This is a genomic window from Vallitalea guaymasensis (assembly GCF_018141425.1).
Lineage (GTDB): Bacteria > Bacillota > Clostridia > Lachnospirales > Vallitaleaceae > Vallitalea > Vallitalea guaymasensis.
Genome location: NZ_CP058561.1, coordinates 2,168,783 through 2,195,416 on the forward strand (window position 1 = coordinate 2,168,783; position 26,634 = coordinate 2,195,416).

The 26,634-nt window shown below is 31.4% G+C and carries 28 protein-coding genes; 4 read left to right on the forward strand and 24 right to left on the reverse strand.

The features are described 5' to 3' along the window. Positions 1-247 precede the first annotated feature (247 nt). The 5 genes from galE to HYG85_RS09670 all read right to left on the reverse strand — a co-directional run bounded on the left by galE (position 248) and on the right by HYG85_RS09670 (position 5,262). Positions 248-1,240 carry a UDP-glucose 4-epimerase GalE gene (gene galE / locus HYG85_RS09650; protein WP_212693285.1) on the reverse strand — a complete coding sequence of 331 codons (993 nt, stop codon included), beginning with the start codon at positions 1,238-1,240 and terminating at the stop codon, positions 248-250. Positions 1,241-1,279: 39 nt separating this feature from the next. After that, a complete protein-coding gene (locus HYG85_RS09655) occupies positions 1,280-2,440 on the reverse strand; it encodes a galactokinase (RefSeq protein WP_212693286.1) in 1,161 nt (386 codons plus the stop codon). A 301-nt stretch (positions 2,441-2,741) separates the two neighbouring features. Further along, entirely contained in the window at positions 2,742-3,776 is a 1,035-nt protein-coding gene (locus HYG85_RS09660) for a LacI family DNA-binding transcriptional regulator (RefSeq protein WP_212693287.1), read from the reverse strand. Between the two features lie 136 nt (positions 3,777-3,912). Beyond that, positions 3,913-4,302, reverse strand: coding sequence for a hypothetical protein (locus HYG85_RS09665; RefSeq protein ID WP_212693288.1), 390 nt, complete (start codon positions 4,300-4,302; stop codon positions 3,913-3,915). Between the two features lie 261 nt (positions 4,303-4,563). Further along, on the reverse strand, positions 4,564-5,262 hold the full coding sequence (locus tag HYG85_RS09670) for a hypothetical protein (protein WP_212693289.1): 699 nt from the start codon (positions 5,260-5,262) through the stop codon (positions 4,564-4,566). A 337-nt stretch (positions 5,263-5,599) separates the two neighbouring features. Here HYG85_RS09670 and HYG85_RS09675 point away from each other — a divergent pair, with 337 nt between their 5' ends. Further along, entirely contained in the window at positions 5,600-6,664 is a 1,065-nt protein-coding gene (locus HYG85_RS09675; protein ID WP_212693290.1) for an undecaprenyldiphospho-muramoylpentapeptide beta-N-acetylglucosaminyltransferase, read from the forward strand. Between the two features lie 57 nt (positions 6,665-6,721). Here HYG85_RS09675 and HYG85_RS09680 read toward each other — a convergent pair whose 3' ends face one another. Next, positions 6,722-7,207, reverse strand: a complete 486-nt coding sequence (locus tag HYG85_RS09680) for an HIT family protein (RefSeq protein WP_317133800.1) — start codon at positions 7,205-7,207, stop codon at positions 6,722-6,724. Positions 7,208-7,502: 295 nt separating this feature from the next. On the opposite strand from HYG85_RS09680, the gene HYG85_RS09685 reads away from it, so the two are divergent. Beyond that, positions 7,503-8,246 carry a sensor histidine kinase gene (locus HYG85_RS09685; RefSeq protein ID WP_212693291.1) on the forward strand — a complete coding sequence of 248 codons (744 nt, stop codon included), beginning with the start codon at positions 7,503-7,505 and terminating at the stop codon, positions 8,244-8,246. Here HYG85_RS09685 and HYG85_RS09690 read toward each other — a convergent pair. Beyond that, complete coding sequence (locus HYG85_RS09690; RefSeq protein ID WP_212693292.1) at positions 8,193-8,639, reverse strand: hypothetical protein; 447 nt, start codon at positions 8,637-8,639, stop codon at positions 8,193-8,195. The two genes, HYG85_RS09685 and HYG85_RS09690, sit on opposite strands and share 54 nt — an antisense overlap. Before the next feature lie 230 nt (positions 8,640-8,869). Between HYG85_RS09690 and HYG85_RS09695 the strand changes: the two genes are divergently transcribed. Beyond that, positions 8,870-9,616 carry a CAP domain-containing protein gene (locus HYG85_RS09695; RefSeq protein WP_212693293.1) on the forward strand — a complete coding sequence of 249 codons (747 nt, stop codon included), beginning with the start codon at positions 8,870-8,872 and terminating at the stop codon, positions 9,614-9,616. A 137-nt stretch (positions 9,617-9,753) separates the two neighbouring features. Here the strand turns inward: HYG85_RS09695 and HYG85_RS09700 are convergent, their stop codons facing one another. From HYG85_RS09700 to HYG85_RS09780, 17 genes are all read right to left on the reverse strand, one after another. Next, entirely contained in the window at positions 9,754-10,788 is a 1,035-nt protein-coding gene (locus HYG85_RS09700) for an SCP2 sterol-binding domain-containing protein (protein WP_212693294.1), read from the reverse strand. A gap of 55 nt (positions 10,789-10,843) precedes the next feature. Then, positions 10,844-11,602 (reverse strand): hypothetical protein, encoded by a 759-nt coding sequence (locus HYG85_RS09705; protein WP_212693295.1) that lies wholly within the window; start codon positions 11,600-11,602, stop codon positions 10,844-10,846. A 99-nt stretch (positions 11,603-11,701) separates the two neighbouring features. Further along, positions 11,702-12,739 carry a rhomboid family intramembrane serine protease gene (locus HYG85_RS09710; protein ID WP_212693296.1) on the reverse strand — a complete coding sequence of 346 codons (1,038 nt, stop codon included), beginning with the start codon at positions 12,737-12,739 and terminating at the stop codon, positions 11,702-11,704. Positions 12,740-12,888: 149 nt separating this feature from the next. Next, on the reverse strand, positions 12,889-13,821 hold the full coding sequence (locus tag HYG85_RS09715; protein ID WP_212693297.1) for a thiamine pyrophosphate-dependent enzyme: 933 nt from the start codon (positions 13,819-13,821) through the stop codon (positions 12,889-12,891). Positions 13,822-13,844: 23 nt separating this feature from the next. Then, positions 13,845-15,029 (reverse strand): pyruvate ferredoxin oxidoreductase, encoded by a 1,185-nt coding sequence (gene porA / locus HYG85_RS09720; protein WP_212693298.1) that lies wholly within the window; start codon positions 15,027-15,029, stop codon positions 13,845-13,847. A gap of 22 nt (positions 15,030-15,051) precedes the next feature. Further along, on the reverse strand, positions 15,052-15,363 hold the full coding sequence (locus HYG85_RS09725; protein ID WP_113672777.1) for a 4Fe-4S binding protein: 312 nt from the start codon (positions 15,361-15,363) through the stop codon (positions 15,052-15,054). Next, positions 15,360-15,938 (reverse strand): 2-oxoacid:acceptor oxidoreductase family protein, encoded by a 579-nt coding sequence (locus HYG85_RS09730; protein WP_113672778.1) that lies wholly within the window; start codon positions 15,936-15,938, stop codon positions 15,360-15,362. The genes HYG85_RS09725 and HYG85_RS09730 overlap by 4 nt, the downstream gene beginning before the upstream one ends. A 171-nt stretch (positions 15,939-16,109) precedes the next feature. Next, a complete protein-coding gene (locus HYG85_RS09735; RefSeq protein WP_212693299.1) occupies positions 16,110-16,598 on the reverse strand; it encodes a hypothetical protein in 489 nt (162 codons plus the stop codon). Beyond that, entirely contained in the window at positions 16,598-17,008 is a 411-nt protein-coding gene (locus HYG85_RS09740) for a hypothetical protein (protein ID WP_212693300.1), read from the reverse strand. The genes HYG85_RS09735 and HYG85_RS09740 overlap by 1 nt, the downstream gene beginning before the upstream one ends. 192 nt (positions 17,009-17,200) lie before the next feature. Beyond that, positions 17,201-17,362 carry a hypothetical protein gene (locus HYG85_RS09745; protein WP_193774475.1) on the reverse strand — a complete coding sequence of 54 codons (162 nt, stop codon included), beginning with the start codon at positions 17,360-17,362 and terminating at the stop codon, positions 17,201-17,203. Positions 17,363-17,381: 19 nt separating this feature from the next. Further along, positions 17,382-17,561, reverse strand: a complete 180-nt coding sequence (locus tag HYG85_RS09750; protein WP_212693301.1) for a hypothetical protein — start codon at positions 17,559-17,561, stop codon at positions 17,382-17,384. Positions 17,562-17,617: 56 nt separating this feature from the next. Further along, positions 17,618-18,481, reverse strand: a complete 864-nt coding sequence (locus tag HYG85_RS09755) for a hypothetical protein (RefSeq protein ID WP_212693302.1) — start codon at positions 18,479-18,481, stop codon at positions 17,618-17,620. A gap of 24 nt (positions 18,482-18,505) precedes the next feature. Then, positions 18,506-19,450 carry a hypothetical protein gene (locus tag HYG85_RS09760; RefSeq protein ID WP_113672783.1) on the reverse strand — a complete coding sequence of 315 codons (945 nt, stop codon included), beginning with the start codon at positions 19,448-19,450 and terminating at the stop codon, positions 18,506-18,508. Beyond that, complete coding sequence (locus HYG85_RS09765; RefSeq protein ID WP_212693303.1) at positions 19,447-20,934, reverse strand: ATPase, T2SS/T4P/T4SS family; 1,488 nt, start codon at positions 20,932-20,934, stop codon at positions 19,447-19,449. The genes HYG85_RS09760 and HYG85_RS09765 overlap by 4 nt, the downstream gene beginning before the upstream one ends. Positions 20,935-20,938: 4 nt before the next feature. Beyond that, positions 20,939-22,078, reverse strand: coding sequence for a P-loop NTPase family protein (locus HYG85_RS09770; protein WP_212693304.1), 1,140 nt, complete (start codon positions 22,076-22,078; stop codon positions 20,939-20,941). Between the two features lie 47 nt (positions 22,079-22,125). After that, entirely contained in the window at positions 22,126-22,797 is a 672-nt protein-coding gene (locus HYG85_RS09775; RefSeq protein ID WP_212693305.1) for an SAF domain-containing protein, read from the reverse strand. Positions 22,798-22,831: 34 nt separating this feature from the next. Continuing rightward, complete coding sequence (locus HYG85_RS09780; protein ID WP_212693306.1) at positions 22,832-24,394, reverse strand: serine/threonine-protein kinase; 1,563 nt, start codon at positions 24,392-24,394, stop codon at positions 22,832-22,834. Between the two features lie 489 nt (positions 24,395-24,883). Here HYG85_RS09780 and HYG85_RS09785 point away from each other — a divergent pair, with 489 nt between their 5' ends. Beyond that, positions 24,884-26,596, forward strand: a complete 1,713-nt coding sequence (locus HYG85_RS09785; protein WP_212693307.1) for an S-layer homology domain-containing protein — start codon at positions 24,884-24,886, stop codon at positions 26,594-26,596. Positions 26,597-26,634 lie beyond the last annotated feature (38 nt).

Sequence of the window (26,634 nt, forward strand, 5' to 3'; positions counted from 1 at the left end):
CAAACACAACTTAAGTACCATTCAAGAGCCAAGCAGGGTATATATATGTAAATAAGCCGACCTTTAAATTTCCCTTAGAAAATCTTAGTGAGTGGAAATAAATATTACGTTAAGAACCTTAACTGTTTGACCAACGGGAGTTGTTAAGGTTTAGTAATATTTATTGGAACGAACTTAGTTTTTCTTAGGGAAATTTAACAAGAGGCGTTTTACATATATATACCCCTGCGCCCTCCTGCACTATTTCTTATTTACCACCAAATCCATCAGGATTATTAACATGCCACTTCCAAGCACTCTCAATAATCCTTTCCAAAGAATTATACTCAGGCTTCCAACCCAATTCCTTAACAGCCTTCTCAGAAGAAGCAATCAACACAGCAGGGTCCCCTGCTCTCCTCTCAGCTTCCTCAACAGTAATAGTCCTTCCAGTAACCTTTCTAGCCACCTCAATAACCTCTTTCACAGAAAATCCCTTTCCATTACCAAGATTAAACACAGTACTCTCTTCACCATTTTGCAATCTCTCAAGAGCCAATATATGAGCATCAGCCAAATCAGTTACATGAATATAATCTCTAACACAAGTTCCATCCTCTGTAGGATAATCATTACCAAAAATAAATATCTTCTCCCTCTTACCAAGTGCCACTTCCAATATAATAGGAATAAGATGAGACTCCGGACTATGATCTTCCCCTATATGTCCATCAATATGCGCTCCTGCCGCATTAAAATATCTAAGTGCAGTATACTTAATCCCATAAGCATTATCAGACCACTTCAACATCTTCTCAACAGATAACTTAGTCTCCCCATAAGGATTAGTAGGCATAGTCCTATCTGTTTCCATAATAGGTATACTCTCTGGCTCTCCATAAGTAGCCGCAGTAGAAGAAAAAACAATATACTTAATACCATGCTCCTTCATCTTCTCCAACAAACACATAGTTCCATACATATTGTTGTTATAATACTTTAATGGCTCAGTAACACTCTCACCAACAAGAGAATCAGCTGCAAAATCAATAATAGCTTCTATCTTATTCTCACTAAAAACTTTATCCAACGCATCTTTATCCCTCAAATCACCTACACATAACTTGACATTCTCTGGAACTGCCTCTCTATGTCCTTTTTGCAGATTATCAAATACAATAACCTCTTTACCTTTCTCTAAAAGTCTCGCCACTGTATGAGACCCAATATATCCTGCTCCTCCACAAACTAAAATAGCCATACTAATATCTCCCTTCTATTAAAGATTCTTCAAATTCTTCTATTTAATTCTTCCTGCTCCATCACCAACATTAGCCACATAAAACTCAGGCACTAACCCAATTCTATCCTCATAATTCTTACCAACTACTCTAATAAACTCATCAACACTATCCTCTTTCACAATACTAACTGTACAACCACCAAAACCAGCACCAGTCATACGTGAACCAATAGTCCCCTCTATCTTCCTAGCTTCCTCTACCATAGTATCAAGCTCAACACCTGTAACCTCATACAAATCTCTCAAAGATTCATGAGAAGCATTCATCAACTTACCAAAAGTAATAATATCTCCCTCATTAAGCGCCTCAACCGCTTCCTTAACCCTTACATTTTCCTCAACAGCATGCTTAGCCCTATCTCTAGGAACATCCTTATCAATAAGATGCTTATATTTATCAAATGTCTCTACATCCATCTCACAAAGATTCTTGATATCCAACTCTTTCTGAATACACTCCAAAGCATATTGGCACTCCGAACGTCTCTCATTATACTTAGAATCTGCTAACCCTCTTCTCTTCTTAGTATTACCTATAACAATCTTATACCCATCCAATTTAAGAGGTGCATACTCATAATCTAATGTCTCACAATCAAGCAATATTGCATGATTCAATTTACCCATCCCAGAAGCAAACTGATCCATAATACCACAATTAACTCCTACAAATTGGTTCTCCGCTCTCTGACTCATCTTAACCATCTCAACCATATCTTCCTTACAATCAAACAACTCATTAACAACTACAGCTGTCAACACTTCAAGAGATGCAGAAGAAGATAACCCCGAACCATTAGGAATATTACCATAATACAAAATATCAAAACCACCAACTTCATGACCCATATCAATAAACTCCTTAATAACTCCCTTAGGATAATTAGTCCAATCATCCTCTTTCCTATACCTAATATCCTCAATATCAATCTCTACCCTAAGATCAAAATTAAGAGTAGCAAACCTAACCTTACCATCATCCCTCTTCCTAGCAGCCGCATATGTACCAAAATCAAGAGCACAAGGAAAAACATACCCACCATTATAATCAATATGCTCCCCAATCAAATTAACTCTCCCCGGCGCAAAAAACTTATCTACACCACTCACTTCTCCACCATACAACTCCACAAACTTACCAACAATCTCTCTCTCCATATCTATTTCATTCCTCTCTATAATTTTAAATTCTTATATTATTTTTATTTATCTAATTAATATATCTCTATCAATATTTAACGTAGCCCAGTAGGTAATATATATACAAATAAAGCGATTTTTAAATACTTGTTAGAAAATCTTAATGAGTGGAAATAAATATTACGTTAAGAACCTTGACTGTTTGACCAACGGGAGTTGTCAAGGTTTAGTAATATTTATTGGAACGAATTTAGTTTTTCTTCAATTATTTAACATAAGCTGTTTTGTATATATATTACCTACGGTAGCCACACTAGAATTATAATCTACCAGCTACGCTATTCCTATGAATCAACCTAGTTTCAATAATAATCTTCTTATTCTCCTTATCCCTATCTTTAATAATCTCACATATCCTATTACCCGATATCTGTCCAAGTCCACTCATATTCTGATCCACCGTTGTAAGACTAGGTTCTGTTATCTGACTAATAATAGTATTATCAAACCCAATAATTGAAAACTCCTCAGGCACAGATATACTAAGAGCCTTAGCCGCCTTCAACGCCCCAACAGCCATCCAATCATTACAAGCAAACAAACAACTAACCTTATCATTCTCTCTAATTATCTTCTCAACAACCACCTTTGACTGTTCAACCGCTTCTAATCCATTACCATCCTCAATAATCAATATATTATCTTCATCAAACTCCAACTTAAACTCTTCACAAAACTTCCTATATATATCCTCTTTCACATCATAAGAATAACTATGTCGCCCTCTTAGAAAAACTATATCCCTATGACCTAACTCATACAGATACTTAAGCGCTTCATAAGTTCCAACCTCTCCATCATTAAGAACATAATTACAATGAATCCCCCTGTTATATCCATTAATGATAACCAACGGTATTTGTTTACTGATCCCCTCATAATAACCAGACTTTATATTCTTAGTTCTAGGGTTAATAGCAATAATACCATCAACGCTTCTATCCTTCATATTATCAATCATCAGTTTTTCCTGCTCTGGGTCTCCTTCTGTATTACATAAAAACGTAGTATATCCCTTGTTCTTAATAACACTATCAATACCTTTAACTACCTCAGAAAAGAAAAGGTTTTCTATGCTAGGCGTAAGAATACCTATAGTCTGTGTCTTATTATGAATAAGTCCTCTAGCCAGTAAATTAGGCTTAAATTCAAGCTCTTCTATTGCTTTTTCAACTTTTTTCCTCGTTGCCTCTTTTACTGGATAGTTTTTATTCATTACTCTTGATACCGTAGTAATGGAAACTCCTGCTAATTTAGCAACATCAGCGATTGTAGCTCTTTTTTGCTGATCCATTTCTCCCACCTCCTATTATAGAAAAGGTTTTCTAAAATCATTATATGATATATAATCAATATTTGCAAGTACTAATATTAATTTTAAAAACAAAAAAAGTACCCATTCAAAAAAATGGATACCTCTTATATTCTTACTACATACCAACAAAAGCAAATTGACAATTATCTATAACATTACCAGCTACATCTGCTACATTACTAATGCTAAGCATATATACAGAATAATTATTCTGTTCATTTGTTGTAATGATAACTTTATTTTTAGCATCATTAAGTTTTGCACTATAAATATCTAATTTAAGCTTTGCACCATATGGCTGCTCAATACTATAATTAGATATATCTTCTGCTGTAGTTTCATCTAACTCTTCGTTAAAGGTAATCTCTACCATATTATCTCCGACTGCTATAACTTTAACAACTTCTGGTTTTACTTGATCATCACCATTAGCATGTACATAGTTAGCACCAAATAAAAAAACTGTAATTAAAAAACACATACTAAGTAGACTTATTCTTTTCATAATTTTAACTCACTCCATATCTTTTTCTATATTTTTCTACTTTTTACGACTTTATTCTAAACGTTTTTTATATAATTGTCAATAATATGTTTTATTAATATAATGTTTTATATGTTATTACATTATTCTTTATATAAAAACTTACTTATTTACGTAAAAAGAGTTATATCCATTAATACCTAACAGACATAACCCTTATTTATTACTTATTCAATTATAAATGTTAATTTATTAATTACTTATTATTGCTTATATGTAAATCTATTTTTGAAATAACATTGAAGCATTTATTCCATTACCATCAATATCCATAACATTTTCAATAAGTATAGCATATACAGATTCAGTACTTAGATCACCAATATTAAGGATAGCTTTTGTACCAGTAGCATCAAGTTCTGCTGAAATAACATCTACTTTACCTTTTAGTTCGCATCCATATTGATAATATACATCAGCTATTTTATAATTAGCGACATTTTCAACTGCTTCTTTATCTACTAAACGGTTAAAATTAACTTCTAGTCTATTATCTCCAACAACTCTTACATGGATATTATTAGTTTTAGAAGCATAACTAAATACTCTCCAGCAATTATCAATATTTTCACCATTTACATCTTGGATTTTGTTATTAATACCAAGCATGAACATATCATGACTTATATCACCAGTAGTAAGAGTAACAACAGTATTAGTTTCATCTAGTTCTGCTGAAATAATATCTACATAATAAAATATTGCTCCAATAGAAGGATGAATACAATAATTAGTAATATCTTCAGCCATTTCTTTGTCTAGCTCACGAGTAAATGTAATCTGTACTTGGTTTTCGTTCAAAATCTTAAAGTCTGAAATACGTGTCTTTACATAGTCATTAGTACTAGCATAAGCAACTACATTAGTACAAAAAAGTACTGCCACCAAAAAACCTAAACCAATTTTTCTAATTTTTTCCATAACTTGCATCGTCTCCTTTGAATTATTATTATATTTGATTTTCTACATAGGATATTCTAATAGTTTAGGTAGTATTTATCAATACATATTATGTATTTTTGTGTTTTATTAAAATATTTTTTGGTTTTATTAATTTTATATTGTTTAATTATCAAATAATTTATATAATTAATATTCTTTTGCTGTTTTTCATTAATTACCATATTTTGTAAAGTATATTAGAGAAAACGGTTAATGAAATTAATTATTGTTTTATAATTAATCTATTGACATTTATTTTACCAAAAGGGATAATAATAATACAAACAGACTTAGATTCACACTGGAGGTAAAAAAAGTGAAACGAATTGTATTAACAGGTGGAGGAACCGCTGGACATGTAACACCTAATCTAGCCCTTATCCCCCATCTAGATAAACTTGGTTACGATGTTCATTATATAGGTTCTTATAATGGTATGGAAAAAGAATTAGTAGAGAAAAAAGGTATTCCATATCATGGTATTTCATCTGGAAAGCTTAGAAGATATATTGACCTTAAGAATCTTTCAGACCCATTTAGAGTTGTAAAAGGCGTGGGTCAGGCAGCTAAATTAATAAGAAAACTAAAACCTGACGTAATATTTTCAAAAGGTGGTTTTGTAACAGTTCCAGTTATTCTAGGTGCCAAGTTAAATAGAGTACCTTCAATTATACACGAATCAGATATGACTCCAGGACTCGCCAACAAAATAAGTATCCCTTTCGCAACAAAAGTATGTACTACTTTTGCGGAGACCCTTACACACCTTCCAGAAGATAAAGCAGTTCTCACTGGAACACCAATCAGAGAAGAGATATTACAAGGTGATAGAGCAAAAGGTTTGTCACTATGTGAATTCAGTACTTCAAAACCTGTATTACTAATGACAGGTGGAAGTCTAGGAGCTGTGAGAATCAATGATGTTCTTAGAGAATCTCTGGATATGATATTAGAAAAATATCAACTAGTGCATTTATGTGGTAAAAATAATCTAAAAGAAGAATTAGTAGGGATACAAGGTTATAGACAATTTGAATATGTGAATGAAGAGATGTCAGATATATTGGCAATGAGCGATGTAGTAATATCAAGATCTGGTGCTAACATAATCTCAGAACTATTAGCTCTAAAGAAACCTCATGTACTTGTACCATTACCTGCTAATGCTAGTAGAGGCGACCAGATACTTAACGCTGCTTCTTTTGAGAAACACGGATATAGCTATGTTCTGAACGAAGAGGATATGACTCCTAAGAACGTGATGAAAGCTATAGATTCTGTATATAACAACAGGAATGAATATATTGACCATATGAACCATAGTAAATCAAGTAACGGAATTGAAAATATTCTAACTCTAATAAATGAATTAGTGAAGTAAAAATAATATTTTAGTTAAATTAAGGGCATTTCTATTATAGAAATGCCCTTAGTAATATTATAGCCTGCTTGCAATCTCTTTAGCAATAGCATCCAGCTCTTCTTTTTCAATCTTAATGGTTTCCCATTTAATCTTTACATTATCATTATTATATCTTGGTATAAGATGCATATGAAAATGAAATACTGTTTGACCAGCTGCCTCGCCATTATTCTGTAATATGTTTAGTCCATCGCAATTGTAGATACTCTTCAATACCTTTGCAATATGTGTTGCAAGAGCAAATAATCTTGATGCTGATTCAGTATCTAGTTCATATATGTTTTCTATATGTTCTTTTGGAATAATCAATGTGTGCCCTTTTGCTGCTGGATATGGATCAAGTACAACTTTAAATTCACTATTTTCGAAAATAGTAGCTGAGTCCATGGAACCGTTGGCAACATTGCAGAATAAACAATTTTGTTTAATCATAATTTCTCCTTCCCAATGCCTTATTTTCTCAATATCTAAGTATCCGCCTATATCTAAGATATTATTCATAAGACATATATCCCTCGATGATAAAAACCTAAGTTAATAAATACCAAGCCTGTATAGACTATACTAAACTATATTTTAATTTTTTTCAAGGATAATTTTGTAATAATTTATTATAGGCATATATAATCATAAAGGTCAAATTTTATGTTATTATTATATATAAATATTATGATATTTAATTAGTATAAATTATATTATTTGTTAGTATTTTATCAAATATTGCGTTTTTTTATATAATATTCATTGTATTATTCGATTTTCTTTGATACAATAGTAAACGTTAGGAGGTGGATAAATGAATTATCATGAAAAAAGTATTATTGAAAATTTTTCTGTACTACTTGATGATTGGTTAAATATCTATCAGCAAACTAGAAAACCTGAAATAATAGCAAAAATAGTTCATGAAATCAAAAATCCGATTTCATTGATAAGAAGTACTTTACAACTTATTGAAGTCCAGACTCCAGAAGTCAAAGAGAATATGCATTGGAGTTCTTTATATGAAGAACTTGATTACATTTGTTTATTGCTCAATGATTTTAATACTTTGAATTACTCATTCAATATACAAAAGACATGTGTTGATGTATCTACTTTACTTGATTCTGTGACAAAATACTTTTATTCGTCAGCATATAGCAAGAATATCCACTTATATATGACCAAATCAAAAGATCTGCCTGTCATATCAGGTGATAAAACAAGACTAAAAGAGGCTTTTATGAATCTGATAAAGAATGCTATAGAGGCTACTGACGAAAACGGTACTGTTACAGTTGACATCAATTACTTGGATTCGTTTTTATTGATTACTGTCAGCGATACTGGTTCAGGTATCAGAGAAGACAGGATAGATGAAATATTCAAGCCATTCGTAACCTATAAAGAAAATGGGACAGGTCTTGGATTACCAATAGTAAAATCAATAATTGAGCAGCACTGTGGTACTATTGAAGTTGAAACAAAAGAGGGCGAAGGCACTTCATTTATTATCAGCCTCCCAATTAATACCGAACAAGCTTTGCAGGTACAATAATTTAAATAAGATTAGATTTTCATCATTGATAATTTTTTGTATCATATGTTTTATATCATAATCCAAAGTATTGGCATATATGTAATTAAGCACTTCCCCATGATTACTTTCTTTCGCGAACATCTGAGCTAACCTATATTTTTTATCATAATTCATCTTCTTGTTTACATATTTCCTGCAACTCAATTTGTCATATAGATTAATTAATTCATTACATTGATTTATCTTAGATTTCATTATGTCTTGTACGATATTTCTATTGATATGCGAGATAATTTTGTTGTGCATAGCTTTATAGCCAGTACATAAGTTATAACCTTCATCAATAAGATTTTCATAGAGTAATAATAATTGTTCTCTTTCTATAAATTCACTTGAAGCTTTTTTATCCATTTCTATACCATCTTCCTTTATTATATATAAGATGAATTAAATATTTTGTTGTATTGTGTAACCAACCAATTTATAAGTTGAATACTTAATTCATTTTATATATATACTCATTACTTTCCATAAATATTATTTATTCAAGTAATTTTTTAGCTTTGTAATAAATTTCCACTCACCCTGTTGTATATATTCTCTATGTTCATTCCATAATAATATTGGAAGGAAGTGACAGTATGAAAAGACGAATCTATAAACCTAAAATTATGATGGCATCGTTAGTTATTATCTTATTACTTAGTTTTTTTACAACCAATGTATCTACTGCAAAAGGTCTGATTTTTAAATGGACCAATGTAAAACAGGTGGAAGTTACAGCCTATAGACTTAATGTCAGAATAGGTCCAAGTACTTCATATAGGAAGATTGGTGCAGTATCTCGTGGAGATGTTCTAGATGTTCTTGGCACACTTGGCAGTTGGTATGTAATTCATATGAAAGATGGTTCGGTGGGTCTGATTTCAAGCACGTATACTCGTGTTCATTCTTATTATAATCCACCTCCAACTACAAAAGAACCTGATAAATACAGCGGTAATCTAACACCGGAAGAAACCTTAATGATTAATTTAATAAATGCAGAACGCAAGAGTGCTGGTCTCCCCGGCTATAAACCAGATATGGAACTTATGAGAGTAGCCCGAATAAAAGCAGAGGACCTATCAACTAACAAATATTTCAGTCATGATTCGCCTATCTACGGTTCTCCTTTCAAAATGCTTTCGGATTTTTCTGTGGATTATAAAATGGCTGGAGAAAACATTGCTGGTAATAGCACTGTAGAATCGGCTCAATATTCTCTTATGAGCAGTCCATCCCACAAAGCAAATATACTCAGTACTAATTTTAATTATGTGGGTATAGGCATATACAATGATTCAAGATACGGTAAAGTGTTCGTTCAGATGTTTATTCAGAAGTAATATATAAATGGTGAATTTCTTTTATACTAGTTTCTAATATACAGAATTTAGTTAAATGAAATTCACCATATTTATTGAAAACCATTAATCAACAAAACAATAATAAATGATACTAGTTTACTTATTATGAATCAATCTCAGAAATCAGTGAATTTGAATATATTATCAAATTCATATAGTAATGTAAAGTTACCCTTGGCTTTTAATTTACCTGTTAAAAAACCTCTCTGTATGGTTAACTTACCCTTTATTACCTCATCCAGGATATTAGTATCAATATTGATTATAACATCAGCTGAAGGGTCAGTTCCTATATATCCTGCTAATTTTTTATCTTTTACCTTTAAGATTATGTCTTTATTCTTTTGATCCGTTATTATTATATTATATGTACAATTAAATGATGGGTCTTCACATATAAATGTTTGTAGAAATCTATCTATGTATTTATTCCCTGATAAATTATCGTTTTGATTCAACTGTTGTTTCAAGAAATCGGATATCTCTAATATATCTTTTCTCTGTTCGGCTATAAATGGGTCTTCTTCGATAATTTTATTAGCTTTGTTTTCTCCTACATATTCATCAATGATATTCATCTTGGTAAATGTATCAGGTCTATCAAGTTCCATTTCATTAGATATATATTTTGGTGAATAGCCAGTACCTGTTGGTAACGTATCACGTTTTTGATTAAGAACCCTATAGAAATCCTCTGTTTTTTTATCTATTATTGATATTGTTCTTTCATTAGTTTCAAGCTCTACAGAGTTTTCTATTCTACCACAGACATTTACACCTTCTAAGCCTCCTAGCATATCCCAGCATTTTGTAAGATAGTTAGAAGCATCTCTATCCCCATTAGTCTTAGTAAATGCTACAGACATCAAGTATTTCCCTTGAAACAACTCTTGTTGATTAGAATGGTAACATCTATCAAGGAATGTCTGCATTCTTCCCCCTATTCCAATCCATTCTACGGTTGTTGCTAATACAACCCCTTCTGCTATTGATAATTCGCTTAAAAACTCTTCTGTTATATCTTGGTAATCAAGACTCCATTGTTTTACATTCACTTCTAATTCATTAAGTACTGTATGTATTCGTTTCACTGCTGCCAACGATAAATCATCAGCCAACCCATTGCCCGCATAAATGATTAATATCTTCATATGTCCTCCCTCTAAGTGATAAGGGGACAAAAATATAATGCCCCCTTGGTTACTTTTATTCAATACATTTGCTTATCTTACTTGAATAGTAATCTTTTACATCGATTATATCCCAAGTCGTGTAGAAAAATCTTTTTTTGATTCTCATATTGATAACATCCCCACATCTCATGTCAGATGCAAGAGAACTTTCTACTTTTATTTTAATATAAGTATTGCTAGATTTCAATTTTCTTTTCTTCAAAATTATAATTCCACCAATTTTGTCTATAATCTCAAAGTGTCCTTGTTCGTACATCTCTCTCTTAGATACCTCTACATGCTTCTTCCTCTTTTTGTAACAATTCATGTCAATTATCATAGGGTTAAAACTAAGAACCGGTGCTTCTGTATATTTCTGTATTTTCCTTAAGATATAGTACACTCTGGTTATCTCATCAAGATTAGTAGTATAATTTTTCTTATAACTTTTATGCAAATTGATTCCATGACAGCTGTTAATGTATTCAAGGAATCTACTAAGTTCAGTTAGAGTGAGTTTAATTTCTTGTTCTGTCAATGATAGGCTGTAACTTGGCATAAACAATAGAATGAATTTATTGTAAAAATCTTCTTCAAGAGTTGATATAAGACTGTTTTTATAAAATTTCATACAATAATTAGTAATAATCTTAAATACGTGTTCTCTATCAGTATTTATCTTATCTTCCCATTTGTAAGAGTCGTTATAATAGTCATTTAGTACTTCAAGCACTTCTTTGTCATCATATAGTACGCTTGCTTCATTTTGTAAAATTTCTTTACTGAAAAACATAAATTCACCACCGCAAAAAGTTATTTTGTAGTATTTATTTTTCTCTTTGCGTGGGTGTTTTATTCATGTGTTATGATTAATTATTAAATAATTCTGTTACTAGGCCTGCTTTCTAAGTGTTAGTATATAAGCTACAAGTGCTCCACCAATAAATCCGCCTAAATGTGCCAGATTGCTTATTCCTGGATTCATAGTACCAAAAGCTATACCAACTATGAACATTATTAGTATCGTATATGAGTTAAGGCCACCAATGTGTTTTTTATAAACTCTTGAATAGACTAAGATAGCTCCAATAAGTCCATATATAGCACCTGAAGCTCCAGCAGATATTACTGGTCTTTGGTTGATTAAATCTACTGTTATGCTAAGTAATCCTCCAGATATTCCAGATAATCCATATAGTAATATATATTCCCATTTTTTCATATATCTTTCAATTCTGGTTCCAAATATAAATAATGAAAACATATTATATAAAAGATGAAGTGCGCCAATATGGATAAACATTGAGGTGATTATTCTATAATACTCACCTTTTGTAAAGAAGGAATAATAGTCTATAGCTCCAAATTTTACTAGATTGAGGATGTTAGTTGTTCCTCCTGATTTCTCCATGTATATGAAGAAAATAATATTGATTGCCAAAAGGCCATAAGTAATATATGGTATGCTTGTGCTTTCTTGTATAATCTTAGGTCCCCACGATTCATCATCAGCTTCTAATAATTTTCTTATGTCTTTTTCAATACCTATTACATTGTTAACCTGCATATTGGGAATAATCAGCTTCCCTTCGTTATCGTCTATGATCCAATTAATATCTATAAGGTCTTCATCAAAGTCGGGCGTATAATTGACATCTTTATATATATCCAATGCATTTTCCGTTATTATTAGATTCAGCAGAATGATCTTATTGGAATCCATATGTCCAAACTGCTCTTTAGTTATGACTTTATACTCTTCAAACTTTTCTTTACTGAATGTATAAGCACTGTCAAGAGATATTATGTTCACTAGATATAAGCTGCTATTATTGAATGTTGCATACATTTTAACTTTTTTACTGTCTGTTGGAATGATTTGATAATTATAGCTATCAAAAATATTACATATTTTGGTAAAAGTCTTCATTTCATGTGCCCACCCTTAAAGTTATGTTTTTTATTATTATTGTATCCATTACACAGAATAAGTCAACCATTATTTGTTAATAAAATATATATTAAAAGCACCAGCCATAAAATGACTGGTGCTTAAATTATATAATAAGAGAGAATCTATTAAGCTTCTTCTCCACAAAGTCTTAATAATGTTTCCCATCTTTCGTCAATAACTTGTTGGATTTCAGCTACAACTTCTGGATTCTTAGCTACATGCTTGAATCTTCCTTGAGCTTCTAACCAATCGCTGATTGGACGTTTGTTTTTAGGCTTGTAAGTTAACTTGTACTCACCATTAATTACTTCATATAATGGCCAGAAGCAAGTATCTACAGCGATTTCACATAATTCCATTAAACGTTCACTTTCGTATCTCCATCCACGTGGACATGGAGCTAATACGTTAAGGAATGCTGGACCTGGAGTATAGATAGCTTTTTCAGCTTTTTCATATAAATCTTTGAAATTTTTGAAAGGAGCTGATTGAGCTACATATGGAATACCATGTGCAATCATAACTCTAGTTAAATCTTTTCTGTATTGTTGCTTACCTGGTACTGCTGTACCTGCTGGTGAAGTTGTTGTATCAGCATATTTTGGTGTAGCTGATGATCTTTGAATACCAGTGTTCATGTAAGCTCCGTTGTCATAACATACGTATACCATGTCATGACCTCTTTCCATAGCACCTGATAATGATTGGATTCCGATATCATATGTTCCACCGTCTCCACCAAAAGCTATGAATTTATAAGTATCATCTAATTTACCTTGTTTTTTAAGTGATGTGTAAGCAGCTTCTACACCGGCAACTGTTGCTCCAGCGTTTTCAAAAGCTGAGTGGATGAAAGAATCTTTCCAAGCTGTAAAAGGATAAAGGAATGTAGAAACCTCTAAACATCCTGTTGCAGATCCAATTACTGCATGATCTTCTTCTTTTAATGCTCTAAGGATAGTACGTACTACTACAGGAGCACCACATCCAGCACACATTCTATGTCCACCAGTTAATCTTTCTGGTTTTTGTGTTGTTTCTTTTAAATTATATGCCATCTTCTATTTCACCTCCAATTATTTTAAGCTTCTACTACGCCTAAGTAACGATAAGGATCGTCTACTTTGTTAGCATTAACGATTTCTGTTAAATCAGCGTATACTTTATCTATATCATTAGTCTTAACGTCACGACCACCTAAACCATAGATGTAGTTTACTGCTAATGGTTTTGCTTCACCATAGTATAATGCACTAACTGTTTCAGTGAATAATGGAGCACCTTTAGCGTTGAATCCATCACATTTGTCTAATACAGCTACTGCTTTAACTCCTGCTAAAGCTTTTGCAAGTTCTTCTGATGGGAATGGACGGAATACTCTAATCTTAATTAAACCAACTTTTTCGCCTTTAGCTCTAAGTCCGTCAACTACGAATTTAGCTGTTCCTGCTGTAGAACCAATAACAACGATTGCTCTCTCAGCATCTTCCATTTTGTATTCTTCGAATAAGCCATACTCTCTACCAGTTAATTTAGCAAAGTCAGCTGATACTTCTAAGATAGCTTTCTTAGCATTTCTCATACTTTCTGCTTGTTGACGTTTGTGCTCGAAGTAATGAGTTGTAATAGCTAGTGGACCTACAGCTATAGCTTCATCTTTGTTTAATAAGTAATTCTTTGGCTCAAATTTACCAACGAAATCTTTAACTTTTTCATCTTCAAGAAGTTCAATATTCTCAACAGCATGAGAAGTGATGAATCCATCATAACAGTTCATTACAGGAAGTTGAACATCTTCTACTTCACTGATTCTAACTGCCATGATACAGTTATCATATGCTTCTTGATTGTTTTCTCCATATATTTGAATCCATCCTGAATCTCTAGCACCCATAGAGTCTGAATGATCATTATGTATGTTGATTGGTCCTGATAACGCACGGTTAACTACTGATAATACCATTGGTAATTTACATGATGCAGCGATATATAACATTTCCCACATTAATGCTAAACCATTGGCTGATGTTGCTGTCATTGTTCTTGCACCTGCAGTTCCTGCTCCGATACAAGCTGACATAGCTGAATGTTCTGATTCTACAGGAACGAATTCTGTATCTACTTGACCATTTGCAACAAATGCTGAGAAGTATTGAGGTACTTCTGTTGATGGAGTAATTGGGAATGCTGCTACTACATCAGGATTAATTTGTCTCATCGCAATGGCTACAGCCTCGTTACCTGATAATTTATCACGAATTGCCATATCTTCATTTCCCTCCTATCTATTATTCACCTTCTGGTACAAAATCGAATGCATTGAAAGGACAAGTTTTAACACAAACTCCGCAACCTTTACAATGATCGTAATCTATTCCAGTCATTTTTTTATCTTTAACTATAATTGATGCATCTGGACATACTGGGAAACATAGTAAACATTGTTTACATTTATCTGAATTCCAGATAGGTTTCATAGCTCTCCAGTCACCTGTTTTAAATTCATTAGCGTTTCCTGCTTCAGTTATTACACCACCTGGAGTTGTATCTTGCCAAGGCGTATAAGCTGGCACTATATCATGTTCGAATTTCTTACTCATGCACCTTTCACCTCCGATAGTGATTTCTTTAATGCTTCCATGTTAGGAGCAATTACATGTGGCTTATTAGCAAATTTGTGGTGGAATGATTTTTCCATTGATTGAATCAATGTATCTTCATCCATGATCTTTGCTACTTTTACTACTGCTGCAAGCATAGGTGTATTAGGGAAATATCTTCCAAGAGTTGCCATAGAAATTTCTCTAGCATCAATTGTGTATACTCCACCTTTGTAACCTTTTAACTTGGACTTTACTTCTTCTGGTGTCTTTGATGTATTAATGATGATACCACCAGTTTCTTTTAGACCTGCAGTTACATCAACTACATCGATTAATGTTTCGTCTACAACTACTACATAATCAGGTTCATAAATGTTTGAATGAATTGGACATCTTTCATCACTTATACGATTGTATGCAGTGATAGGTGCTCCCATACGCTCTGGACCGTATTCTGGGAAGCCTTGGATGAATTTTCCTGTGTCGAACGCAGCCTCAGCTAACAATAATGATGCTGTTTTAGCACCTTGTCCGCCTCGACCATGCCAACGAATTTCTAACATATTACCCATTGACAAGTTCCCTCCTTATATATAATTAAATTTTTTTAAACAATTTTCAACATTGTTAGTGTAACACTAATATATACCTAATGTCAATAGTAAGTATATTGTATGCACGGTTATTTTTTTAACAATGTTAACCAAATATAAAAGAGCTTAATAAGCCTTTTTGTCGATTAATCACCTTTCCAAATATTCATAAGCAGATGATCTTACAGCATTTCTTAATTGAAGGAATTTTAATCTAAAAGGTGGTTTTCCTGCATTTATCTCTACTATTATAGTAGGTTCTGCTATAAGCTTGGTGAATCTATTAAGGTCATCTGTATAGGAATGTGGGAAAACAGTATTACTGTTGTCAAAAAATACTACTTTATAATTAATAGTATCTTTCCAATAACTTTTGTCTGAAGGTGAGTGTTCATCTATTAAGTCTAGATTCTTTTTTATTATATACTCTATGGCTTTTTTGCCCTCTTCTTGATTATAGATGGTTAATCCTGCTGAAAAAGCTTCTTCATCATAGAAAAGCCCTGCCGCCGCTGAACATTCATCTGCTACCTGCTTTAGTTTTTCCAGTTGTCTGTTGTAGGTATTATTATCCGTTTGATAGGTCAAAAAGATTGAAAACAGTATAAGCATGGCAAGTGTAAATATGAATGGTTTCATTATAATATCGCCTCGCTCGCAGCATACCCCTCTATGGTATACATTGTTTTGTTTTCGTCATTACCGATTCCCCATAGTATAGGAACAGCTATTATTTTTCTTATTGGCACTTCAATTTTGTAATATATAAGATTATCCTCATTGAATTTGCTTTGCCTATATTTACGTACTTTCTCTGTTGTTATATGTACATCACTTTCTTCTATATGGAAAGTTTTAGTAATGTTATCAATTAATTGTTCCTTTATCTCAGGTGTGAAATACCCTTCTTGCTTAGCTTTTTCTTTTGCAGTATAAACATATGATTGTATTTCTGATTTTTGATTATGGTTATATTCTTCTAATGCGTATTGCAGCGGGAATGGTAATAGGATTATTAAAACTGCAATCAAAACTATAAAATCTTTCATTTTTATCCATTTCCCCTTTTTGCATATTTTTAGTAATTTAATAGGTTATTTTTTTATGATTAGTAATTATTAAGTATTTATTCTTATATTTATTATGATTAGCTGTTGTTTATATATTATTTTCTTTAATAATAATAGTAATTGTATGAGTTAATATAATAACTCATACAATAATCTTTACTTAATTTATTTTTACGGGTAATTCTTTTGGAAATCTAAATTCTGTTGCATTACATTCTTTGTTTTGTGTAGTAGACTATTATTAGCAGAACCTTTGATAGTACCTAATATCAATGCTCCAGCTATAAATACTCCAAGGGCTATTTTGGCACACATTATTATGAAGTCTTTCAATTAGTTAACAATCCTTTCATTAATCTGAAGTACTAGGTGTAGTTGTTGATGAAAGTGAGATGCTATCAATTACTTTACCAGCTTCTCCATTAACACTATTTGCTTTATCTTTCAGTGAACTTGCTCCACCAAATATCAAAACAAATCCAATAAATATTCCTAAAGCTACTTTTGCACATAGGATCAAAAAATCTTTCATTATATTTCCTCCATTTCGTATTACTTATTTTCATTTTTATATAAGTTGAATTTTATTTAATTCAAAAATATTACTTTCTCTATCCTAGGAATCCAAACGGTTATCATTATAAAGTTAAGAAATAATATAAATACAGGTATTATAATAGGAAGATAAATTAAATCTGATATGGCATTTTGCTTTCTATGTTTTTCTGTAATGTGTTTCTCCCTATTTCTTTCTTTTATAATATCTATCTGCTCTACCAACTCTGTAGGGTTGAGCTTATCCAACTTCAATAGAATCATTCCTATATCATTTCCCATTTGGGTATTTATATCTTTTGTAAACTTTTTATAAGCCTCATCTTCTTTTCCTAAGTTATAGTACATCAAGAAATTTATTAAAGCATTTCTCGTGAGCTTAGAAAATTTTATTAATTGATTGATAGTATAGTCAGCACTATATGGTTTATCTTGCTGAGTTATGGCTATGTTTTTTAGCTGAATAAGAATCCTGTATATTTCTGTATCCTTCTTCTTGTTCTGCATAGTTTTAATCATCTTGATGACCAGCATAAATGGACTGTCTTTTTTCCCTAACTTTATTACTGGTGCTGATATTAGATAGGCTGTCAACCATAATGCAAGGACTATGGGCAATCTGTTGCCATGATAAGAAATACATGTAAGTATGACAGTGGTCAAAAATATGATTAATCTCAAATTGTTATATTTGTCTGTTGTTATATTGATTCCAGCATCTGTAAATGCGATATTTATTTCTTCTTTTGAATAATTGCTTTTGGTAAATTTCATTTTAGGTTGACGAAAAGCATAGTTGTAATTCTTCTTTTTCCTCATACTCTTAAATACTATCCAAGCAACATATAATAAGGTAAGAACAAAACAATAATATAGTATAGTAATATTAAATTTCATTTTAGCTCCTATTCTCTGTTCTTTTTATATATCAAATTTCTGTTTCTTCATTAATATAAGTAGACTACTATTGAATATAGTCATTATTACAATAAGCATGAAATAGTTGAAACCTGTACGTGTATTAATCTGATAATCCAAAAACTCTCTAAAGGAAATATTGAATACACTGTTAGCAAGTATTATAGATAGTATGTATAATACTGGTGTCAGATATCTTACGATGCTGACACTTTCCAGATTTATTCTCTTTTCTCTTTCTTTATCAGCAATAGCTTGTTTTATTTCTTTTTGAATATCTTCAAGTCCTGTAGTAATATCAATGTTATCGGTTATGCCAATATATATATTGTTCGCCAATAATATAATCCATTCTGTTCCTACAGCATAAACGAAGTTCTCTATTATCTCTTCCAACTGTTCATCTCTTCTGTATTCCTTAAGCTTCAACGACATAATAAAGAGTTGTCGTTTCATAACCGGCGCTTCCTTCATTTTTACGATTGTTTCATCAATTGAATCATATATGTTCTGATTATTCAATTTGTACTGATTCAAGAATTCATTAATCAATATATCTGCTTCATAACTTCCTTCTACCCTTATCTGTTTTAACTGCAATCTTAAAAATAGATAAGGTACAAGAGATAGAATAATTGCAAAAACCAAGCTTCTGATTAGTGATGTTCTCTGTATTACCACTAAAAAAGTAAGGAAAAACAATAGTATACTGATTAAATAGAAGGTAGATACTTTTTTATCATCATCTTTTCCATATACGATTAATATAAGTCTCTTAATATGTTTGTACATATTGGAAGAAGAGACCTGAGTGTTGTTTCTAAAGGTTTTTCTAGGTTTGATTACTTTGAGAAAATACAGTATATAATTAGAAGAGATCATCCAGATACCCACTATCACCATACAATACAAAAATATTTTTATTAATGTAACCACTGTATTTATCATTTGTCTACACCTCTTAAGCTGTCATATCTAGGTTCGTAAACCATATAGTTTTTGTAAGGATATTTTTGTTCAATCTTTTTTAGTTCATTTTCAAAAATAGTTAAAGCCTTTTTATTTTCTTCATGACCTATTTCTTTCTTATCATCGCCAATGTCATATTTGAACTGCCAGCTATCACTGCTGTAATCATATTTACATATTTGATGAATGCTTATCTTATGGTCATAACGATTGAATCTTATTTCGTATATACCTTTTAATCTCTTTTTGCTTTTATCTGCTAACTGGATGAAGTGAAAAACGTAATGAAAAGATTTTGCTACTTTAAATATGGTATTATACAGATCGCCACCATAGAATTTGACTATTTCATCTGCAATATCGTAGCAGATATCAGTCGGGTCAGTAGTATGATATGTAGTCTTACATCTTCTAGTTCCCTTGTTAGCTGCTCTCATTGATACATTAAGAGCTCGTCCATCCCTTGCTTCAGCTGAAATAATATAATCTGCATCAGACCTAAGTACTTGCTTCATTATGCTTCCCAGTTCATCATCATCTGCTATCAATTGAATGATTGGAGCGTAGGGTTGAAGCTTATGTGCTGGAATCTCTGCTCCTGTTTCAATCATAACACCTTCCAAAGTAGTATCTTCATACATCTGCCAAGTCTCTAAGAAAGTTGTTTTTCCAGTTCTTACAGCACCAGTAAATATTACATTGTATCCTATATCAACCATATTTTTTAACATAGGTATGACTTCATGAGGTATAGTATTTCTCTTAGCCTGTTCTTCAAATGATAACTTGGGTATAATGTACTTTCTGAATATGATAACTTCTAGATTTTCCTTGACTAATTTCTCACCGTATATGGTTATTCTGGTTCCATCATGCATTGATACTTCTGCATGTTTTTCGTTGTAATGAATATTTTTTTCATTAAGTAATAGTGCTTTTATGAGTTGTTTTCTTCTATCGTCTGATATGGTCTGATGCTGTAATTTCATCTTACCATTTTCCATGAAATATATCTTGTTGCCTATTACTTTTGCAGATTGGGATAAAGCATATTTCTTACTGTATTTCCACTGGGCGATACCACCTAATCCCCAACATTCTTGATAAATGGCATCAACTATGTCCATATACCAATTGGGATACCACTCCATGAGTTTATTGTTTCTCTTGAGATAATCCTCTATATTATCTTTAAAATACTTAACTTCCAGTTCTTTACCTAGAATAGCGTTTTTCTGTCTTATCAGAGTACTGGTTTCTAAACCTTCACGTTCCCACCCTGTATGAAAGTATGCGAAGATTGTATCACATAGTATTTGAAATCTTGTTAATTCATCTCTGGTAATATTTATTATCTCTTCTCTTTTTTCACCTGTAACAGAATATATATATTCTTCTAAGTCAAATTCTTTTACTTGTGTTCTATTGTAAAAATCTATCTTATCAGTCACTAAACTATTCATAATGTTATCCCACTCCTTGCATGCCAAACCATTTTCTTTTTCTAGGAGTTTCCTTTTTACTTAGATTAAGCTGTTCTATAATGATATCAACCAATTTATTAAAATCTTTGTTGACTTCTTTGTCATTATAATGAATCAGAGCTTTCTTATCATTTTCAGCTTGCAAAGCATACTTAGAGAACTCGATCTTGGACAGATAAGGGTGTCCATATGCTTTTGCAACATCGTAAGTAGTTAATAATGAACCATCAGCCATATGCTTATTCACTATGACTTGGAAATCATCTAAGGATAATCTATCCAAAATAGGCTTCTTTTCCATATATCTCCTTAGACTGTTAGCCTGCTGTGTGGTCACTAGATATCTATGATTAGTAGATGTGAGTGCAGTTATTGGCATTGCTCTATCTATACAGCTACCTGCATCAACTACTACAAGGTCACATGCTAATGACAATATATTAAGTAAGTAGGAAATATTTTCTGGCTGATATTCTTTTCTGTACAATATGGATTTAGTTCCTTCTATAATATATAGATTATTTTTTACTTTTTCAGCAATATCAAATATCTCATCAACTGTTGCCAGCTCTGATATCAATTTTATCTTAATGGTATCTATATTATTTCTGAAATTAATATCTATGTAATCAGTTCCTGCTTCTCCATCAAGAAATATAAGACAAACTCTTGCATAGGATTTATCTATTATCCTCTCTGATATACTTTGAGCTATTTGAGTTGTTCCTACTTTTGAATCAGCACCAAAAAAAGTAACTATATTCTTATTAACAGTTAATCTATATTTTTTAATTACTTCTGAGCATACATATTCAACTATATTCTCATCTGTCATATAAGGCTGAATTAGTTTAATCTCATTGGACTCTAAAATGCTTTTGGTTGAAAACTTGAAGTTGTCATTTGATACTTGGTAGAAAATATATCTTGAGGATATCTTACCTCTATCTTCTAGTAGATCATTTACACCTATTATTCTATCGTCTATGATAGCAATATCTTCCTCTATCTCATCTAGAGATGTACTCATAGATACTTCTTCAAAGTAATTGACATTATATAATTTTCTTCGTAAATTCTCGTTGTTGGATATTAAATGTATTCTGTAGTTGTTAGTAGCCATAGCTGCCTCCCATTTTATGTAACACATTAGAGATTGAACAATCTAATCTACTGGTACATAATAATGAATACCTTATCATTATTAACCGAATCCCTTAATAGATTAACTGTTTCTAGATCAGTAATTATTTCTATCTCGTTGATTTTGCTTGACCCATTATATCTTTCTTCATCACTAAGAGTAATAACCTCTCTGTTAGCACTGTCTTTTACATATGCAACCGTAGCATTAGTTATAGGGTCTTTTTCTAAAGCTTTTTTATTATTTACAGCTATTTCTCCTTCAGTAGAGTTATAATTCTCAGTTCCCTTACCTACTTCGTAAAAATAAATCTCGTCTCCCCTTCTAAGAGAATCAGGAAAAGCTTTTATCCATTCTAATGGAATCTTAAATATGTACTCATCTTCATCAAGAACCAAGTTAGGGTTTTCAAAATATTTTTCTACTAGTTGAACTCCTTTTGGAATATAATTGTTTGCAGCTTTTCCTATTATTTTATTGGGGTCTAAGATAACTTTGTCGATTAGCGTATTTTCTTCTCTCTTTTGAATCTGAACCATATCTTTTGTTATTACTTCATTCTTATTTACATCTTTGGTAAGTACTACTATATCTTTGAATAACAGACTTTCTCTACCATACACCTCCCAATAGAATATAGAGCCAATGGCAATTACGATTAAAATAATCCCCATTAAACCTTTCATAAAGTTTTTCATTTCTGTCCTCCTTCTAGTAAAAGTAAGTTAATAACTACCCAAATAATTTTCTTCTATGTTTTTTATTATTGAGTTCTTTTGGTAACAGTTCACTATATACTGATACGAATTCATCATCAAATATACTTTTGAGTTTCTTCTCTTGATATGGAAACTTCTTTTTATATGCACTTCTATACATTAATTCTGCTGGTAATCTAGGTATTGTTACATTAGGTTTTATACCAAGATAGTTATTAAGACTTCTTCTGTTAATACCAGTATTGTCATTATTAAGAACATACCTGATGTTATTGTACTTTCTATTATGAGTCTCTATCTTTTCCAGTACACCATAGTTAGCCATCAAGTCTGGTGGCATAGCATCATATATGACATATATCAAATCAAATTCTGGTAGAAGACTTTCTATCTTGTCATAGTTATGACCTATATCAACTATGGAAATCAAGGATTCCTTTGCAGAATATATCAACTTCATGGTTTTGTTATCGTCCCAATTATCTATCTTACCTCTAGTAGGGTCCCTTACCAGAAACATGATATTGTTGATAGTTGTTATCCTATCCCTCTCAACATTTTTATTGTTATTAATTTCGTTGAGAATAGAATAATATGTTAATTCATTATAATTAGAAATTCCTACCAGATCATATATATAAGGGTTATCATAGGGTAATTCTATTAGTGATATAAGCAGATTTTTATCCCCTAATGCTGCTGCAAGGTTAGTTGCAAAAAAAGTTGATCCTGCTCTTTTAGTTAGTGCCATAACTCCTATAGTCTTTTGCTTAATAACTGAATATACTCTTTGCACCTGTGATTTGTTCGAATCTATCATGTGAACCAATTCATCTTTTATCTCAGTGACAGATTGATACCTTTCTTCAGGTTGTATCCTTATACATTTTTCAATTATATTTTCTAATGAATCTGAATAATTTCCGTATTCTTTTAGAGATAAAACTTTATAGGGCGAAGATAGGTTATTACCAGATATCAAATAATATAACGTTACACCAAAACTATAGATGTCAGTTCGAATGTCACTCTGCCCCAATCCATATTGTTCTGGTGCTGCATAGCCCCTGGTACCTATTAATACCGTATCTGTGTTGGAGCTATATTTATATTCTCTGGCTATTCCGAAATCAACAAATTTTATTTTGTTTCCTTCAGTAAGCATTATATTACCTGGTTTCATATCCCGATATATTATTGGGTAAGGTTTCCTTGAATGTAGATATTCCAGTACGTCACACATCTGGACAGCAAAATCGACAATAATGTTTTCATTAATGTCTCCATTCTGATTTTTATATTCTTGGAGATTAATACCCTCTACATATTCTTCAATAATATATAGATACTCTGTATCTTCCTCTATATCTACTATTTGTGGAATTAATGGATGATTTAGATCTTTTAATATGCTTGGTTCAGCTAATAGATTAATGGGACTACCACTTTTTTTGATTCTCTTAATAGCCCATCTATTACCAAGCTTAATGTTCTCTGCCAAGAAAACATTGCTCATGCCGCCTTTGCCAATTTCTTTAATCACACGGTACTTGTCAAAATAGATTCTTCCTACCATATAATTTACCTGCCTTATCTTAAAGATAATTGATCAATAGACACAATATTAAAATATAATAGATTTGCAACGACATTATTACTAATAAATAAAATATTCCCCTCTATGACATTTATGTATTTTATTTATTTTATTAGTTATATTTATTGTACTAATTAAATTAATTGTATTTCTTTGTATACTTTTGTAACATAATGGTATTATATATCAGATTATGTAGTTTTGCAATATATTTTTAGTGTTTTTTAAATAATAATGTATTTTTTCGCCTTTTTACTACTTTTTGTACATTGCAATATGTTTTTATTAGCCTAATTCTAAAAATTTTAAAATATTGCATTGAAAAGATTTGTTAGATATATTAAAATAACAGTACATTATGTCTAATAATGATGAATAACATAAAAAATTGCAAGTTTATAATTAATAGGTTTAATCAATCAGAAGTTAATTAAGGAGTAAATAAAAAAATGACAAAGGATGAAGGATATGAAAAAAACGGTATTGTTCATTACATTAATATTTATGCTTGTTAACAATACATATGCAAAGGCAACAGAACAGATATTATTTACTGATGTACCTAAGGATTATTGGGCTAAAGACAGTATTGAAAAGTTAGTGGAATCAGGTATTGTAAACGGCTTCAATGACGGAACTTTCAAACCAAAGGATAATATCAATGTTGACGCTTTTATTAAACTTACTGTTACCGCTATTGGTTTTTCAAATATTAAAAATGCTGATGGTTATTGGGCAACAAATTACATAAACAAAGCATTAGAGTTATCGATTATTGATAAAGGACAATTTGACACTTATGATCGAAGTATAACAAGGGAAGAAATGGCTAGTATTACAATCAAGGCACTGGGATACGTTGAAGATAAAGATGATATTCAAAATGATTTTGTGTTCATTAAAAATAATATCCGCGACTTTTATAATATAGCTGATAAGTATTTACAGGATGTAGTGGAAAGTTACTATTATGGATTAGTTACTGGAAAATCCAGTGGATTTGACCCTAAAAGCAATGCTACCAGAGCTGATGCTGTTACAGTAATTTTACGATTGTTGGATAAGGAGTCTCGTAGACCGATTCTAATACCGCCAGTGATTGCTGAAAGTGATATTAAGAAAGACGAAAACAATAAAATGTATTTTGATTTTGTTAGATACAATAATTATAAAATTAGTAAAAAGGGCAAAAAGGATATCTGTAGAATATCAGAATGTCCTAATGGTGAAATTACAGCATTACAGCTATTGTATGCTATGGATAAAGTCTATCAGAAAAATGATGGTTATGTATATCTCCAACAATTAGGAGAGGATTCACATCCTATTGGAATCAAATATAACTGTATTGATGAAATTGAAAACTCTTATGACCTTGTGGATTTGGTTAATAATTCAGAAGTTGAGTTTTGTATAAAACACAGTAAACATGATACTATCAGTTCTTACAATATTTCTATGAATCATAAAACACACCTTATGTCTTACATGGATAGATATTATAAATATCAAGAAATGTTTGATACCATGCTTTTATATCTATATGATGATAAGTTTCCAGTAATAAAAGAAAAATTTCTTGAGATATTGACCTATGCAGATAACATTGATGTAGATAAATACAGCTATATCATCAATCTAAATGATAGGGAAATGTACGTTGTCATTGATAAAGAGCAAAGTGTATCCATTGATGTAACAATTAAAGGTGGAAACATAGAGCATATTGAGGAAAATGATGCAACTAATGATGAACAAATAAGTGAACCAGCACCTTATTTTTCTTTGAAAGACATTAATGGTAAGATTCATAATTTGAAAGATTATAAGGGTAAAAAAGTTTTTATTCAGTTTTGGTCATCTTGGTGTTCCCACTGTGTAAATGGACTTGATGAAATAGATACATTATCGGAAAAAGAGAATGATTTTGTAATATTAACTATAGTTTCTCCAGGCTATAAAGGTGAAAAGAGGGAAGAAGAATTTAAAACATGGTTTAATAATTTAGATTATAAAAACATGACGGTTCTACTAGATGAAAATGGGGAAATTGTTAAATCGTATGATATAACAGCTTATCCAACTGCTGTTTATATAAATAAAGATGGTTTTATTGTGAAAAGGGTTTTAGGACATGAAACAAACTCTAATATTATAAAAGCGTTTAGTAATATGGAGTAAAAAATAAATAATTATGTTATAAAAAAATCAAACATACA

Coding starts and splice junctions, on each gene's coding strand:
- galE (WP_212693285.1), bottom strand. CDS start 1,240: ATGGCTATTTTAGTTTGTGGAGGAGCAGGATATATTGGGTCTCATACA.
- HYG85_RS09655 (WP_212693286.1), bottom strand. CDS start 2,440: ATGGAGAGAGAGATTGTTGGTAAGTTTGTGGAGTTGTATGGTGGAGAA.
- HYG85_RS09660 (WP_212693287.1), bottom strand. CDS start 3,776: ATGGATCAGCAAAAAAGAGCTACAATCGCTGATGTTGCTAAATTAGCA.
- HYG85_RS09665 (WP_212693288.1), bottom strand. CDS start 4,302: ATGAAAAGAATAAGTCTACTTAGTATGTGTTTTTTAATTACAGTTTTT.
- HYG85_RS09670 (WP_212693289.1), bottom strand. CDS start 5,262: ATGGAAAAAATTAGAAAAATTGGTTTAGGTTTTTTGGTGGCAGTACTT.
- HYG85_RS09680 (WP_317133800.1), bottom strand. CDS start 7,207: ATGAATAATATCTTAGATATAGGCGGATACTTAGATATTGAGAAAATA.
- HYG85_RS09685 (WP_212693291.1), top strand. CDS start 7,503: ATGAATTATCATGAAAAAAGTATTATTGAAAATTTTTCTGTACTACTT.
- HYG85_RS09690 (WP_212693292.1), bottom strand. CDS start 8,639: ATGGATAAAAAAGCTTCAAGTGAATTTATAGAAAGAGAACAATTATTA.
- HYG85_RS09695 (WP_212693293.1), top strand. CDS start 8,870: ATGAAAAGACGAATCTATAAACCTAAAATTATGATGGCATCGTTAGTT.
- HYG85_RS09700 (WP_212693294.1), bottom strand. CDS start 10,788: ATGAAGATATTAATCATTTATGCGGGCAATGGGTTGGCTGATGATTTA.
- HYG85_RS09705 (WP_212693295.1), bottom strand. CDS start 11,602: ATGTTTTTCAGTAAAGAAATTTTACAAAATGAAGCAAGCGTACTATAT.
- HYG85_RS09710 (WP_212693296.1), bottom strand. CDS start 12,739: ATGAAGACTTTTACCAAAATATGTAATATTTTTGATAGCTATAATTAT.
- HYG85_RS09715 (WP_212693297.1), bottom strand. CDS start 13,821: ATGGCATATAATTTAAAAGAAACAACACAAAAACCAGAAAGATTAACT.
- porA (WP_212693298.1), bottom strand. CDS start 15,029: ATGGCAATTCGTGATAAATTATCAGGTAACGAGGCTGTAGCCATTGCG.
- HYG85_RS09725 (WP_113672777.1), bottom strand. CDS start 15,363: ATGAGTAAGAAATTCGAACATGATATAGTGCCAGCTTATACGCCTTGG.
- HYG85_RS09730 (WP_113672778.1), bottom strand. CDS start 15,938: ATGGGTAATATGTTAGAAATTCGTTGGCATGGTCGAGGCGGACAAGGT.
- HYG85_RS09735 (WP_212693299.1), bottom strand. CDS start 16,598: ATGAAACCATTCATATTTACACTTGCCATGCTTATACTGTTTTCAATC.
- HYG85_RS09740 (WP_212693300.1), bottom strand. CDS start 17,008: ATGAAAGATTTTATAGTTTTGATTGCAGTTTTAATAATCCTATTACCA.
- HYG85_RS09750 (WP_212693301.1), bottom strand. CDS start 17,561: ATGAAAGATTTTTTGATCCTATGTGCAAAAGTAGCTTTAGGAATATTT.
- HYG85_RS09755 (WP_212693302.1), bottom strand. CDS start 18,481: ATGAAATTTAATATTACTATACTATATTATTGTTTTGTTCTTACCTTA.
- HYG85_RS09760 (WP_113672783.1), bottom strand. CDS start 19,450: ATGATAAATACAGTGGTTACATTAATAAAAATATTTTTGTATTGTATG.
- HYG85_RS09765 (WP_212693303.1), bottom strand. CDS start 20,934: ATGAATAGTTTAGTGACTGATAAGATAGATTTTTACAATAGAACACAA.
- HYG85_RS09770 (WP_212693304.1), bottom strand. CDS start 22,078: ATGGCTACTAACAACTACAGAATACATTTAATATCCAACAACGAGAAT.
- HYG85_RS09775 (WP_212693305.1), bottom strand. CDS start 22,797: ATGAAAAACTTTATGAAAGGTTTAATGGGGATTATTTTAATCGTAATT.
- HYG85_RS09780 (WP_212693306.1), bottom strand. CDS start 24,394: ATGGTAGGAAGAATCTATTTTGACAAGTACCGTGTGATTAAAGAAATT.
- HYG85_RS09785 (WP_212693307.1), top strand. CDS start 24,884: ATGAAAAAAACGGTATTGTTCATTACATTAATATTTATGCTTGTTAAC.